Here is a 14092-nt window from a genome sequence, read left to right as displayed (position 1 = left end):
TCGAGTGCAGGGAGTACGGCTTTGGCACAGGGGGAAACGCAACCGGTCGTCTCGGTGATCGTGGTGAACTACCGGGGAGCGGCCGACACCGTCACCTGCCTGCGCGCCCTCGCTGAACACGATTACCCGAACCTCGAGGTCATCTGCGTCGACAACGCGTCCGGCGGCGAAGACGTCGCCGAGATCAAGGCCGCCGTCCCTGGCGTCAAGCTCGTCGAGTCCCCGGTGAACTCCGGTTTCGCGGGCGGCTGCAACCTCGGCGCGAAGCACGCCACCGGCACCGTGCTCGCCTTCCTCAACAACGACGCCCGCCCGGCGCCCGGCTGGGTGGGCACGGCCGTCGCCGAGCTGCGCGCGCAGCCGACGGTCGCCGCCGTGGCCAGCAAGGTCCTCGACTGGGACGGCACCGGAACCGATTTCGTCGACGCGGGCCTGACCTGGTTCGGCATGGGCTACAAACGCCACGCGGGCAGCCCACTGGCCGACGTCCCCGCCGCCGAACACGAGATCGCCAAGGACGTCCTGTTCGCGACCGGTTCGGCGATGTTCGTCCGCGCCGGGGTGTTCGCCGAACTCGGCGGGTTCGACGAGCGGTTCTTCATGTTCTACGAGGACGTCGACCTCGGCTGGCGGCTGAACCTGCGCGGCTGGCGCGTGCGGTACGTGCCGGAGTCGCTGACCTACCACAAGCATCACGCCACCATGTCCACAGTGGATGCTCCGGATTCCGGGCGCGAGACGTTCCTGTTGGAACGCAACGCTTTGGCCTCGCTGTACAAGAACCTCTCCGACGAGACCCTCGCGCGCGCACTGCCCGCCGCGCTGGCGCTGGCCGTCCGCAGGGCGACGGCGCGCGGCGACCTCGACGCCACCCAGCTCGACCTCGCCCAGGGCGTCGGCCCGGCCGAGACCGGCCCGGTCGAGGTCCCGAGGACCACCCTGGCCGGAGTACTCGCGATCGACCAGTTCGTCGAGCTGCTGCCGTCGCTCGCCGAATCGCGCGCCGCCGAACAGGCCGCCCGCGTCCGCACCGACGCCGATCTGCTTCCCTTGCTGCGCAAGGCTTTGGAGCCCGCGTACCCGCTGCCGCGCTATCTCGCCGCGCACGACATCCTGGTCGAGACGTTCGGCATCGACGCGCTCTTCGGGCAGCGCCGCAAGGTCCTGGTGATCACCGGCGACGCGATCACCGAACGAATGGCCGGCCCGGCGATCCGCGCGTGGAACATGTCCGCCACCCTCTCCGCCGAGCACGACGTCCACCTGGTGACGGTCAATCCGCTCGCCGACCCGCCGCCCGCGCCGTTCCGGGTCAGCGCGGCGACCCGGCGCGATCTGGAGACCCCGATCGCCTGGGCCGACATCATCGTCCTGCAGGGTCACGTGCTGGAACTCGCGCCGTCGCTCAAGAAGCAGTACGCGCACAAGATCGTGGTCGCGGACCTGTACGACCCGATGCACCTGGAACTGCTCGAACAGGGCAAGGGCGTCCCCGACGACAAACGCGCGCTGGACCTCATCGGCGTCACCAAGGTCCTCGACGCGCAGCTGGAACGCGGTGACTTCTTCCTGTGCGCGTCGGAGCGGCAGCGGCACTTCTGGCTGGGTCACCTCGCCGCGATGGGCAGGCTCTCGCCGCGGCTGTACGACGCCGACCCGACCACCCAGTCGCTGCTCTCGATCGTCCCCTTCGGACTGTCCCCCAACGCACCGGTCCGCACCGGCCCCGGCCTGCGGTCCACTTTGGACGGAATCGGCGAGACCGATCACGTCGTGCTGTGGGCGGGCGGGGTCTACAGCTGGTTCGACCCGCTCACCCTGGTCCGGGCGATCGAACGGCTGCGGCAGCGCCGCGGCGACGTCCGCCTGGTGTTCCTCGGGATGAAGCATCCCAACCCCGAGGTCACCGAGATGGACATCGGGGCGCGCACGATGCTGCTCTCGGACACGCTCGGCCTCACCGGCAAGCACGTGTTCTTCAACCAGCACTGGGTGCCCTACGAGGAGCGCCAGAACTGGCTGCTGGACGCGAACTGCGGCGTCACCACGCATTACGAGCACGTCGAGACGACGTTCGCGTTCCGCACCCGGGTGCTGGACTACCTGTGGGCCGGGCTGCCGATCGTCACCACCGACGGCGACTCGTTCGCCGACCTCGTCCGCGAGGAACGCCTCGGCGTCGTCGTCCCGGCCGAGGACGTGGACGCGCTGGCCGACGCGCTGGAAAAGGCGTTGTACGACGAGGAGTTCGCCGCGGGCTGCGTCGAAAGAATGGCCGCTGTCGCCCAGCGCTACACCTGGCCGGAGGCGCTGAAACCGCTGGTGGAGTTCTGCCGGAACCCGCGGCCCGCCGCGGACAGGCTGCCCGGTTCGGACGACCTCGTGGTCACCGCACCGGCGCGGGGCAAGGAAATGCTGCGCCGCGACGTCGACCTGATCCGCGAGTACCTCGCCGACGGCGGCCCGAAGGAACTCGTGCGGCGCGTCGGCGGCCGCGTGGTCAAGGTCGCGAAGCAGAGGCTCGGCCGTGGCTGACCGCCCCTTGCGCGTCCTGCTCGACGGGACCCCGTTGCTCGGTGCCAGGACGGGTATCGGCCGGTACACCGTCGCACTGTCCGAAGAGCTCGCTTCGATGTCCGAAGTGGACACTCGCGCGGTGGCGTTCACGTTGCGCGGCTGGCGAAGGCTGCGGCACGTGCTCCCGCACGGCGTCCGGGCCCGCGGCATGCCGGTGGCGGCTCGATTGCTGCGCAAGGCTTGGCTGCGTTCGCAGCTGCCGCCGGTGGAACTGTTCGCCGGGCCGACGGACGTCGTGCACGGCACCAACTTCGTGCTGCCGGGCCGGTTCCGCGCGGCGGGTGTGGTGACGATCCACGACCTGGCCTTTTTGGACGCTCCCGAGGAGCTCGCGCCGAGCGATCACGAACTGCCGCGGCTGGTCCGGCGCGGGGCCCGGCTCGCCGACGCGATCTGCACCCCCACCAACGCCGTCGCCGACCAGGTCGCCGAACGGCTCGACGTGGACCGCGGCAAGATCATCGTCACCCCGCTCGGGGTGAACCCGGCCTGGTTCACCGCGCGCCCGCCGGACCCGGATCGCCGCAAGGAACTCGGGCTCCCGGACAAGTACCTGCTCTTCGCCGGCGCTCCCGGGCCCCGCAAGGGTTTGCACTGGCTCCAGCAGGCGCACGAGGCCGCGCCGGATCTGCCGGACCTGGTGTTCGTCGGCCCCGGTTCGTTCTCCGTGGGCCCGCGTTCGCGGCATGTGGGTTACCTGTCCGACGTGAACCTCCGGCGCGTCGTCGCCGGGGCCAGCGCGCTGGTGCTGCCGTCGCGCGACGAGGGCTTCGGGCTCCCTGTGCTGGAAGCGCTGGCCTCGGACGTACCCGTGGTGTGCACGGACATCCCGGCGCTGCGCGAAGTCGCGGGGAACTGCGCGAGCCTGGTGCCGTACGAGGACGTCGACGGGCTCGTGGAAGCGCTACGGATGGCCGTCAGCGATCCGCACGCCGTCGCCACTTCGGCCGCGCGCCGCGCCCACGTCGCGAACTTCACCTGGCGCGCGTGCGCCGAACTCACCGTCGCCGCGTACCGCCAGGCCAGCACCAAGCACTGACCCCGCAATTAGTCACCTACTTGTCCCGCCCGCGTTCGCGCGTCCGAAGACACACAGGCAAGTAGGTGACTAATTGCGCCGGGTTCAGGAAGTGAAGTAGGCCTTCAGCGCGTCGGACCAGTCCCGAAGCGGCGTGAGACCGGCCTCGCGCCACGAAGCGTTCGACAGCACGCCGTACGCCGGGCGCTTCGCCGGACGCGGGAACTCCGCCGTCGTACAGGGCTTCACCCGTGCCGGGTCCGCGCCGAGTTCGGCGAAGATCGCCTGCGCGAACCCGCACCACGTCGTCGACCCGCCACCCGTGCAGTGCAGCACCCGCTGCGACGGCCCGTCTCCGGCCGCGACGCGACCGGCCAGTTCCAGGAGCCCGGCGGCGAGATCACGGGACCAGGTCGGCGAACCGGTCTGATCGTCCACTACGGACAGTTCTTCCCGTTCCTTCTCCAGCCGCGCCATGGTCTTCACGAAGTTCGACCCGGTCTTGCCGTACACCCAGGACGTCCGCACGATCCAGGACCGCGCCCCCGACCCGAGGACCGCGTCCTCGCCGGCCGCCTTCGTCCGGCCGTACGCGTTGAGCGGCCCCAGCAGATCCGTGACCTCGTACGGCGAAGTCGCGTCTCCGGAGAAGACGTAGTCCGTGGACACGTGGATGAGAGGCACCCCGCGCGACGAGCACGCCGCGGCGAGCACCCGGGGACCGTCGGCGTTCACCGCGAACGCCCGCTCCTCGTCGGCTTCCGCGGCGTCGACCGCGGTGTAGGCCGCCGCGTTGATCACCACCGGCGACGTCCCCGCCGCCCGGGCGCGGTCCGCCAGTTCGGTCACCGCGGCGACGACCTTGCCGGTGTCGCGCAGGTCCAGCTCCGACGAAGACGGCGTCGCGGAATCCGGCGCCAGCACCGCGATGTCCTGCCCCAGCTGGCCGGATCCGCCCGGCACGAGAACACTCAGCACTTTCAGGCCCCCGCGCGGTTCTTCAGCGGCTCCCACCACGAACGGTTTTCGCGATACCAGGCGACCGTGTCGGCGAGACCGTCCTCAAAGGACATCCGCGGCGCGTAACCGAGTTCGGCCGAGATCTTGCCGATGTCCACCGAATACCGGCGGTCGTGACCCTTGCGGTCCTCGACCGGCTCGACGCTCTCCCAGTCGGCGTCGACGGCGTCCAGCAGCCGCCCGGTCAGCTCGCGGTTGGTCAGTTCCGTGCCACCGCCGATGTTGTAGACCTCGCCCGGCCTGCCCCCGTCGGCGACGAGCTGGATACCGTGGCAGTGGTCGTCCACGTGCAGCCAGTCACGCACGTTGAGCCCGTCGCCGTACAGCGGGACCTTCTCGCCGTCGAGCAGGTTGGTCACGAAGAGCGGGATGACCTTCTCCGGGAATTGGTACGGACCGTAGTTGTTCGAGCACCTCGTGACACAGACGGGGAGTCCGTGGGTGCGGAAGAAGGAACGGGCCAGCAGATCCGAGGAGGCCTTCGACGCCGAATACGGCGAATTCGGCTCCAAAGCGTGGTCTTCGGCCCAGGATCCTTCGTCGATCGAGCCGTAGACCTCGTCGGTCGACACGTGGACGAACTTCCCGACCTCGGCCTCGAGCGCGGCCTGCAACAGGGTCTGCGTGCCGAGCACGTTGGTCAGCACGAAGTCGGCGGATCCGGCGATCGAACGGTCCACATGGGACTCGGCGGCGAAGTGGACGACGAGGTCGATCCCCCGCATCAGCTCGCTGACCAGGGCCGCGTCGCAGATATCGCCCTTTTCGAACCGGTAGCGCGGGTTCTTGCGCACCGGCTCCAGATTCGCTTCGTTGCCCGCGTAGGTCAGCTTGTCGAGCACGATCAGCTCGGCGTCGGCCAGGCTCGGGTACGCCCCCGTCAGCACCTGCCGGACGTAATGCGAACCGATGAACCCGGCACCCCCGGTGACCAGCACCCGCATCCCGCGACCCTCCCTTTACGACTTCCCGGACCAGCCGAGTGTGTCACGACCGGGGCAACCTTTCACCAGCCTACGGACGTCTAACACAGGGATCAGTACAGTTGTCCGAGTGGCACGTGTGTGCCCTGGGGAGATTCGTGGAGGACCGCACGTGACCGAGTGGCCCGGGCCACCCATTCCGACGCGCCGTGGCGGCGTCGCCGTGTTCGCCCGCCGCGGGGTGAAGGTCGTGTTCAGCCTGGTCTCGGTCACGATCCTGACGCTGACCTGGTGGGGCTGGCAGTTCATCGGCGACCCGTCGCAGGGCTTCGCGACCACGAACATCTTCGAGGACAACGGCCATCCGCCGGCGAAACCGCTGGACGGCGCGATCGACATCCTGCTCGTCGGCCAGGACAGCCGCACCGACGCGCAGGGCAACCCGCTGCCGCGCGAGGTCCTCGACATGCTGCACGCCGGCGTCTCGGACGGCGAACGCCAGACCGACACGATGATCCTGGTGCACATCCCCCAGAACGGTAAGAAGGCGACCGCGATCTCCTTCCCCCGCGATTCCTGGGTCGAGATCACCGGCGGTTTCGGCAAGCACAAGCTCAACAGCGCGTACGTGTACGCCTACAACGACACGTCGAAGACGCTCCAGCAGCAGGGCAACTCCGACCTCAAGGACGTCGACGCCAAGGCCAAGGACGCCGGCCGCAAGAACCTGATCGCGACGCTGGAGAAGTTCATCGGCAAGCCGAAGATGATCGACCGGTACGCCGAGGTGAACCTGTCGAGCTTCTACGAGATCACCAAGGCGATCGGCGGCGTCGAGGTCTGCCTCAACAACGCGGTCAAGGAGAAGAAGTCCGGCGTCGACCTGCCCGCCGGGAAGTCGACCGTCGAGGGGGTCCAGGCGCTCGCGTTCGTCCGCCAGCGGTACGACCTGCAGAACGGCGACCTCGACCGGATCGCGCGGCAGCAGGCCTTCCTCTCCGGGCTGGCGAACAAGGTCCTCTCCTCGGACGTGCTGATCAACCCGGCGAAGATCTCGGACCTGATCGGCGCGGTGAAGAAGTCGGTCGTCCTGTCGGCCGGCTGGGACCTGCCGGAGTTCGCCGCCCAGATGCGCGGGCTGACCAGCGGGAACGTCGAGTTCCACACGATTCCGACCCAGGGTGACGCGACCATCGGCGGCGCCGCCGTGCTCCGGGTGGACCCGGCGCAGGTGCAGGCCGAGGTCACCCGCCTGACCTCCGACGGGCAGACGGCGCCGACCTCGACCCCGGCCACGCTGCCGGGCGCGGAAGCGGTGACCGTCGAACTCTTCGACGGATCCGGCTCCCCCACGATGGCCACCGAGCTCCGGAACCTCTTGCAGGACAAGGGTTTCAAACTCGCACCGGACACCAAGCTCAGCACCCGGAACTCGACGGTCGTCCGGCACGCGCCGGGCGACGAGGCCGCGCTGGCCCTGATCAAGCAGGTCTTCGGCACCGCGGTGCAGGCCGAGGCGGATCGCGATGTCGCTCCCGGCAAGGTGCGGGTCCTGCTCGGCAAGGACTTCAAGGGCGCCCCCGCGGCACCTGGCGACGTGGCCACCACGACCTCGGCGAAACCGCCCGCCTCGAAGCCGGCCCAGCCGCCCTCCAGCGCCCCGGCGGCTCCCAGCACCACGCCGATCGTCGCGGGCAATGTGCCCTGCGTCAATTAATTCCGGGTACTCAGCGTGGCCGACCTCACCGTGGCCTAGCCTTCTCCTACGATCGGACCGACGGGCAGCGCGAGGGAGGTGAGCAGGGATGGATGGCGAGGACAAAGCCGCCAACGAACAATCCGAACAGTTGGACGCCGCGGATCCGCAGCCGGAAGAGGCCACCACTTCGGACACCGAGAGTGACGAAGAGCCGCGGTTCGTCCCGACGCCGTACCCGCGGAACCCGCTCCCCCAGCCGTCGACGCCGCCCGAGGACGAAGACGAACCGGTTTCGGGTGTGCTCGACGTACCCGAGCGCCCGCTGCGCCGCGCCGGCCGGTACACCCGCCGGATCGCGCTAGGCCTCGTGTCGCTGCTCGCCCTCGGCACGACGGGCTACGCGTACGTAACCAAGGACCGGTTGCAGACCAACGTCCCCACGACGAACGCGCTGAGCAGGGCCGACGATCCCGCCGCGCCGCCCGCCGACGACGGCGCGAACGACATCCTCCTGGTCGGCAGCGACGCGCGGACCGACGCGCAGGGCAATCCGCTGCCGCTCAAGGTGCTCAAGGAGCTGCGCACCGAGGAGAAGGCGGGCGTCAACACCGACACCATCATCATCCTGCGCATCCCGAAGAACGGCGGGAAACCGTCGGGCGTCTCGATCCCGCGCGACACCTGGACCGACATCCCCGGCCGCGGCCCGAACAAGATCAATTCGGCGTACGGCGTCGCGAAGGCCAACTACGCGAACGCGCACCGAGGCGAGCGCGACCAGGCGAAGCTCGAGCGCGATTCGGATCAGGAAGGCCGCAAGGCACTGGTCCAGACCGTTCAGGACCTGACGAAGATCCGGATCGACCACTACGCCGAGGTCAACCTGCTCGGGTTCTACCTGCTGACCGAGGCGCTGGGCGGCGTGCGGGTCTGCCTGAACCACTCCACCGAGGACAAGGATTCCGGCGCGAACTTCCGGCGCGGCGAACAGACCGTCTCCGGCGGCGAGGCGCTTTCCTACGTACGGCAGCGGAAGAACCTGCCACGCGGCGACCTCGACCGCATCGTGCGCCAGCAGACGTTCCTGTCCTCGGCGCTGAACCAGGTGCTCTCGGCGGGGACGCTGACCAGCCCGTCGACGATGACGGGCCTGATGGACGTCGTGCGCCGGTCGATAGTCCTCGACGAAGGTCTGGACCTGCTGGAGTTCGCGCAGCAGGCGCGGGGGATCGCGTCGGGTGACCTGACGTTCACGACCATCCCGGTGGTGAACATCAACGGCCGCAGCGCCGACGGCCAGAGCATCGTCGAGATCGATCCCGCCGCCGTGCGGACCTTCGTCGCCGGGCTGGTCGGCCGGGGCGGTGGCGGCGGGACTTCCGGCGCGGCTCCCCTGCTCGCCGCGTCGAGCGTTCCCTGCGTGAACTAGCGTGGGAGGCGTGAGCCTCACCGAACTGCTGCTGCGGCCCGTGCTCGGGTCGCCCGCGAAACCGCTGATCACGCATTACGACGACAAGCAGGGCAGCCGGGTCGAACTGTCCGTGGCGACCACGGTGAACTGGGCCGCCAAGACGGCGAACTGGCTGGTCGACGAGTTCGACGTCGAACCGGGCGACGAGGTCGCCGTGGTGCTGCCGTCGCATTGGCAGACCGCCGGTGTCCTGCTGGGCGCGTGGTGGTGCGGCGCCAGGGTGGTGACGGAGACCGCGGGCGCGCGGGTGGCGTTCGTCGCGCCCGGTGGCGTTTCCGAGGCGGCCGCGACGGCCGTCGTCTCGCTGCACCCGATGGGTCTCGGGCTGCCCGCCGGTTCCGTGCCCGACGGGGCTCTGGACTACCTGACCGAGGCCAGGCTTTCGGGTGACCAGTTCAGCCCACTGTTCCCGATTCCCGGGGACACTCCGGCGCTCGGTGCGTCCACTGTGGACGAAGTGCTCGCCGAAGCCCGCACCCGCGCTTCCGGTTTGGGACTTTCCGCCGAAGACCGCGTGCTGTCCACAGTGGAATGGTCCGGCGAGGAAGGGATCCTGTCGGGCTTCCTGACGCCACTGGCGGCAGGTGCGCATCTGGTCCAGGTCACCGACGCGGATCCGGCCAAACTCGCTTCCCGGCGCGAAGCCGAGCGGACGACCGCGGACCTTCCCTCCTGATCATGAGAGGGCCGTTCCTGACGAAAATCGTCAGGAACGGCCCTTCGTACTGTCCGGGGTCAGGCGTCTTGAAGCTGCTTCGCCTCACGCTTGCGTCCGAAGAGCACGTGGTCGAGCGACAGTTTGCCGGCGTTGAAGCCGATGGCGAGCCCAGCCACCGCCAGGACGAGGACAAGTTCGTAACCGCCCTGACCGGTCAGTCCGTTTTCGAGGTGCACCGAGAGCAGAGCGCCGACGGAAACCACGACGAAGCCGAGGCCCACGAGCGGCGTCAGGAAACCGATGATGAACAAGATCGCTCCGACGATCTCCACCGCGATCGCGAAGATCGCCGCGAGCGTCGGCAGCGGGATTCCGGTCTGCTCGAAGAACTTCGCGGTGCCGTCGATCCCGTTTTCCCACTTCTGCAGGCCGTGTGCGAGGAAGACCACACCGACACCGATCCGGCCCAGCAGGAGGGCGACATCCTTGAAACGAGCGAACATCGGGTATCAGCTTTCTGGTCGGTGAATATTCAACTTACCGGGATCACGGTAAGGCACCGGGCGCCCCGAACGGCACCTCCGGAGCGTGATCGACAGGTACCCGACAGGAACCGTCCCGGACGGTGGACATGTCCTCTGTGGAAGGTCGCGGACGTCATTCCCCCGTACGGCGCCGTTTGCCCCGAGCGTTCGGCGGGCAGAATCTCCTGAGTGATGGATGAACGTCTGATCGGCCTCTGGTCGGACCGCATGCTGTACCCGAGCGATGTGGAATCAGCCGAACTGGCGTTCCGCGGTGACGGCTCGGGATGGCTCTACTGGTCGAGCTGGAGCACCGAATTCACGGTGTCGCGCTACACATGGGCGGCGTTCGCCCCGGGCGCGCTGGCCCTGAAATTCCATCGCACCGTCAACGGCACGTGGTCGGTCGAAGACGGCGTCACACGACACGACGTCGAATCGGACGAGCCGGAAGAGTCCGTGATCGAGGTCGGCTACGAGATCGCTCCCGGCGAAGATCCGTTCGGCGCTCCGGTGACCCTGCTCTCCTTGGACCGTCCGCTGGACGATCATCTGGCGGGCTCGCGGTTCGCGTGGGTCGACAAACCGGATTCGCTCAACGATCCGTCCGTCGACGCTCCCCGGCGAGGCCCGTCCAGCCCCCACTGACGGCGAGCAGTTCGAGCACCCGCTCGGCCTGCTCGGCGAACCCGGCCAGATCCGCGTGCAGCAACGCGATCCGCTCGGCGTCGAGCGGCACCTCGTCGTCGGCCCACAGCTCGATCACCGTGCTGACCGTCCACACGAGGAACTGGATGATCCGGATGAACTCGTCCGATGGTTCGTCGACGGCGTCGCGGTAGCCCGTCTCGATCTCGTCGCAAGCCGCGACCAGCTCACGCAGCGGCTTGACGACGTCGGCCGCCGTCCCGTCCCACGCGGCGGACGGCCACGTGCGATCCCCGAGCTCGAGCCACAACCGCCAGCCGGCGATCAGCTCGGCCTCGTCGTGCGGTGTCCACGACACCGGAGCGAACCAGAACATCCTTCGAGAGTGACACCGGCGGCCCATGATCGCCGTACTTCCGTGAAGCATCTCACCGACGCCCGACCTCACACGCGCGATTCATCACCTGGTTGCGCGACGGTCTGGCGCCAAGCGGCGAACTCGCGACAGCAGCCCGCAATTCGTCACCTACTTGCGCAGGCTCTATGTACATGAAGGCCCCCTTCCTTGCGCTAGACGCAAGGAAGGGGGCCTTCATGTACTTGGAGCGGACTCAGCCCTTGAGTAGGGCGCGGGCCATGACCATGCGCTGGATCTGGTTGGTGCCTTCGTAGATCTGCGTGATCTTCGCGTCGCGCATCATGCGCTCCACTGGGAAGTCGCGCGTGTAGCCCGCGCCGCCGAACAGCTGGACGGCGTCGGTGGTCACCGACATCGCGATGTCCGACGCGTACGCCTTCGCGGCCGCGGCCATGTAGCCGCCGCGCTTGTCGCCACGCTCGGTCGCCGCGGCGGAGGCGTAGACGAGGTTCCGGGCGGCTTCGATCTTGATACCCATGTCGGCCAGCATGAACTGGACGCCCTGGAACTCCGAGATCGACTTGCCGAACTGCTTGCGCTCCTTGACGTACGCGATGGACGCGTCGAGCGCGCCCTGCGCGATGCCCAGCGCCTGCGCGCCGATGGTCGGGCGGGTGTGGTCGAGGGTGCGCAGCGCGGTCTTCAGGCCGGTGCCGGGCTCACCGATGATGCGGTCGGCCGGGATGGTGCAGTTCTCGAAGTGGATCTCGCGGGTCGGCGAGCCCTTGATGCCGAGCTTCCGCTCCTTCGAGCCGACGGTGAAGCCGGGGTCGTCCTTGTGCACGACGAACGCGGAGATGCCGTTGGCCTTCTTCTCGGCCTCGGGGTCGGTCACCGCCATCACGGTGTACCAGGACGATTCACCCGCGTTGGTGATCCAGCACTTGGTGCCGTTCAGCACCCAGTGGTCGCCGTCGAGCTTCGCGCGGGTGCGCATCGAGGCGGTGTCCGAGCCGGCTTCGCGCTCCGAAAGCGCGTAGGACGCCGAGGTCTCACCGGAGGCGATCGAAGGCAGCACGAGCTTCTTGAGGTCTTCCGACGCCGAAAGGATGATCGGCACCGTACCCAGCTTGTTCACCGCCGGGATCAAGGACGCCGACGCGTCGACACGCGCGACCTCTTCGATGACGATGCAGGCGGCGATGGCGTCCGCGCCCTGGCCGTCGTAGGCCTCGTCGATGTGGACGGCGTTGAAACCCGACTTGACCAGCGCGTTGTACGCCTCGATCGGGTAGCGCTCGTCCTCGTCGACCTCGGCCGCGTAGGGCTCGATCTCCTTCTCCGCGAGGGCACGCACCGCGGCCCGCAGCTCCTCGTGCTCCTCGGCAAGCTGGTACAGACCCGGGCCGTCAGACACCTTCGTCACCTCTTCTAACCGCGTTTGGGAGTTTGTCCGATGTTAGCGCTCGTTCACATTCTGCGACATCGCGAGCGCTTGTGTCTTTGACCGCAAAGTCCGTACGTTCGGGTGATGCAGCTCACCCCGTTCCCCCGGTCGCTCGACTACCCCGAAGTCCCCGTCGGCTCGGTACTGGCCGGAGCCGCTGCACGCTGGGGCTCACGTACGGCCTTCGCCCACGGAGACCGGAGCCTTACCTTCTCCGAGACGTACAGCGCGGCCTGCCGGTTCGCGAACGCCCTGCGTGCCGAGGGCATCGGCCGGGGCGACGTCGTGGCGCTCCACCTGCCGAACTGCCTGGCGTACCCGATCGCGTACTACGGCACGCTGCTCGCCGGGGCCACCTTCAGCCCGGCGAATCCCCTGCTCCCGCCGGACGACCTCGCCTTCCAGCTGGCCGACGCCGGGGCGGTCGCCGCCGTCACCGTCGGGCCGGTCGCGCGCGTGCTGGCTTCAGTCCGTGATCGGACGTCGGTGCGGCTGAGCATCGTCGTTCACCCGCCGGACGGCCTCGCCGAGGGAGAGGTCGAGTTCACGGAGTTCTACTCCGGTCACTCCGATGAGCGGCCGGACGTGGAGATCGACATCTATCGCGACCTCGCCCATCTGGCGTACACCGGCGGCACCACCGGACGATCGAAGGGCGTCTGCCTGCCGCACCGGAACGTCGTGGTCAACAGCCTGCAAAGTTCCTGCTACCGGCTGGGCGCCGTCCCCGCCGTCGACGCCTCGGGCGAGGTGATCGTCGAGCAATTCGGCGGCCCGGAGGAATGGCCGTCCCGGATCGGCACCGGGATCGCCCTCAACCTGACGCCGTGGTTCCACGCGATGGGGACCATCGCCGCGCTCAACGTGCCGCTGCTCGACGGCGGCACCATCGTCCTGCACGACCGCTTCGACCCGGCCGCGTACGTCGCCGACGCCGAACTGCTGCGGGTCACCACCATCGGCGGCGCGCCCGCGCTGTTCGCGGCGCTGCTCGCCTGCCCCGAGTTTCACACAGCCGACCTGTCTTCGGTACTGACCATCGGTTCCGGGGCGGCGCCGATGAACCACGAGATGATCCGCGCCCTGCAGAACCGCTTCCCCGGCGTGCTCATCATCGAGGGTTACGGCCTCACCGAGGTCACCATGGGCGCCGTCATCGCGCCGTCCTATCGCTCCGCCGTCCGGAAGGTCGGTTCGGTCGGCCTGCCGCTGCCCGACACCGAGATCAAGATCGTCTCGGCCGAAGGCGGCGAAGATCCTTTACCCGCTGGAGAAAGCGGCGAGGTGTGCCTGCGCGGCCCGCAGGTGATGACCGGTTATCGCAACCGCCCTGAGGAAACCGCGTCCGCGCTCGTCGACGGCTGGCTGCACACCGGCGACATCGGCCTCCTTGACGAGGACGGCTATCTGTCTATTGTGGACCGCAAGAAGGATATGTTGCTGTACAAGGGATACAACGTCTTCCCGCGCGAACTCGAAGAGCTGCTGATCACCCTGCCCGGCGTCACCGCGGCGGCCGTCGTCGGCAAACCGGACACCGAGGTCGGCGAGCTGCCGGTCGCGTTCGTGGTCCGCAGCGACGAGAACGTCACCGCCGAACAGCTCCTGGAGGCCGTCGGCGCCCGTGTCCTGCCGTACAAACGGCTGCGGGCGATCCACTTCGTCGACCAGATCCCGGTGTCGGCCGCCGGGAAGGTGCTGAAACGGGAACTGCGGAAGCAACTCGCCGAGTGATCTCCCGCGTTTCGT

12 protein-coding genes are annotated in these 14092 nt (G+C 68.5%); 7 read left to right on the top strand and 5 right to left on the bottom strand.

Translation table 11 applies throughout. From position 1 onward, the window contains the following. Positions 1 to 21: 21 nt before the first annotated feature. Positions 22 to 2535: a glycosyltransferase gene (locus tag B0293_RS12915; protein ID WP_005155456.1), complete on the top strand. Its 2514-nt coding sequence runs from the start codon at positions 22 to 24 to the stop codon at positions 2533 to 2535. Next, positions 2528 to 3616 (top strand): glycosyltransferase family 4 protein, encoded by a 1089-nt coding sequence (locus B0293_RS12910; RefSeq protein ID WP_039917151.1) that lies wholly within the window; start codon positions 2528 to 2530, stop codon positions 3614 to 3616. The genes B0293_RS12915 and B0293_RS12910 overlap by 8 nt, the downstream gene beginning before the upstream one ends. An 84-nt stretch (positions 3617 to 3700) precedes the next feature. Here the strand turns inward: B0293_RS12910 and rfbD are convergent, their stop codons facing one another. After that, entirely contained in the window at positions 3701 to 4573 is an 873-nt protein-coding gene (rfbD, locus tag B0293_RS12905) for a dTDP-4-dehydrorhamnose reductase (RefSeq protein ID WP_052014404.1), read from the bottom strand. 2 nt (positions 4574 to 4575) lie between these two features. Beyond that, entirely contained in the window at positions 4576 to 5559 is a 984-nt protein-coding gene (rfbB, locus tag B0293_RS12900) for a dTDP-glucose 4,6-dehydratase (protein ID WP_005155459.1), read from the bottom strand. A gap of 151 nt (positions 5560 to 5710) precedes the next feature. Between rfbB and B0293_RS12895 the strand changes: the two genes are divergently transcribed. From B0293_RS12895 to B0293_RS12885, 3 genes are all read left to right on the top strand, one after another. Beyond that, positions 5711 to 7255, top strand: coding sequence for an LCP family protein (locus tag B0293_RS12895; RefSeq protein ID WP_005155460.1), 1545 nt, complete (start codon positions 5711 to 5713; stop codon positions 7253 to 7255). A gap of 88 nt (positions 7256 to 7343) precedes the next feature. Continuing rightward, entirely contained in the window at positions 7344 to 8666 is a 1323-nt protein-coding gene (locus B0293_RS12890; RefSeq protein WP_005155461.1) for an LCP family protein, read from the top strand. A gap of 10 nt (positions 8667 to 8676) precedes the next feature. Next, positions 8677 to 9384, top strand: coding sequence for a TIGR03089 family protein (locus B0293_RS12885; RefSeq protein WP_005155462.1), 708 nt, complete (start codon positions 8677 to 8679; stop codon positions 9382 to 9384). Positions 9385 to 9443: 59 nt separating this feature from the next. On the opposite strand, the gene B0293_RS12880 is transcribed toward B0293_RS12885, so the two are convergent. After that, positions 9444 to 9869 (bottom strand): DoxX family protein, encoded by a 426-nt coding sequence (locus tag B0293_RS12880; RefSeq protein ID WP_005155463.1) that lies wholly within the window; start codon positions 9867 to 9869, stop codon positions 9444 to 9446. A 213-nt stretch (positions 9870 to 10082) separates the two neighbouring features. On the opposite strand from B0293_RS12880, the gene B0293_RS12875 reads away from it, so the two are divergent. Further along, the gene (locus tag B0293_RS12875; RefSeq protein ID WP_039917157.1) at positions 10083 to 10538 is read left to right on the top strand and encodes a hypothetical protein; all 456 of its coding nucleotides are present in this window, start codon (positions 10083 to 10085) and stop codon (positions 10536 to 10538) included. Here the strand turns inward: B0293_RS12875 and B0293_RS12870 are convergent. Then, a complete protein-coding gene (locus tag B0293_RS12870) occupies positions 10486 to 10914 on the bottom strand; it encodes a hypothetical protein (RefSeq protein ID WP_005155464.1) in 429 nt (142 codons plus the stop codon). The genes B0293_RS12875 and B0293_RS12870 overlap by 53 nt on opposite strands. Before the next feature lie 235 nt (positions 10915 to 11149). After that, positions 11150 to 12322, bottom strand: coding sequence for an acyl-CoA dehydrogenase family protein (locus B0293_RS12865; RefSeq protein WP_005155465.1), 1173 nt, complete (start codon positions 12320 to 12322; stop codon positions 11150 to 11152). A gap of 105 nt (positions 12323 to 12427) precedes the next feature. Between B0293_RS12865 and B0293_RS12860 the strand changes: the two genes are divergently transcribed. Beyond that, entirely contained in the window at positions 12428 to 14077 is a 1650-nt protein-coding gene (locus B0293_RS12860; RefSeq protein ID WP_039917161.1) for a class I adenylate-forming enzyme family protein, read from the top strand. The last annotated feature ends 15 nt before the right edge of the window (positions 14078 to 14092 follow it).

The sequence above is a fragment of the Amycolatopsis azurea DSM 43854 genome (assembly GCF_001995215.1).
In the GTDB taxonomy this organism is placed as follows: domain Bacteria; phylum Actinomycetota; class Actinomycetes; order Mycobacteriales; family Pseudonocardiaceae; genus Amycolatopsis; species Amycolatopsis azurea.
The sequence above is the reverse complement of the archived record's forward strand: the minus strand, read 5'-3'. Positions and strand labels throughout refer to the sequence as shown.

What these genes read in the sequence shown, in the direction of transcription:
- B0293_RS12870 (WP_005155464.1), bottom strand. Translation starts at nt 10,914, where the DNA reads ATGTTCTGGTTCGCTCCGGTGTCGTGGACACCGCACGACGAGGCCGAG.
- B0293_RS12890 (WP_005155461.1), top strand. Translation starts at nt 7,344, where the DNA reads ATGGATGGCGAGGACAAAGCCGCCAACGAACAATCCGAACAGTTGGAC.
- B0293_RS12880 (WP_005155463.1), bottom strand. Translation starts at nt 9,869, where the DNA reads ATGTTCGCTCGTTTCAAGGATGTCGCCCTCCTGCTGGGCCGGATCGGT.
- B0293_RS12860 (WP_039917161.1), top strand. Translation starts at nt 12,428, where the DNA reads ATGCAGCTCACCCCGTTCCCCCGGTCGCTCGACTACCCCGAAGTCCCC.
- rfbB (WP_005155459.1), bottom strand. Translation starts at nt 5,559, where the DNA reads ATGCGGGTGCTGGTCACCGGGGGTGCCGGGTTCATCGGTTCGCATTAC.
- B0293_RS12875 (WP_039917157.1), top strand. Translation starts at nt 10,083, where the DNA reads ATGGATGAACGTCTGATCGGCCTCTGGTCGGACCGCATGCTGTACCCG.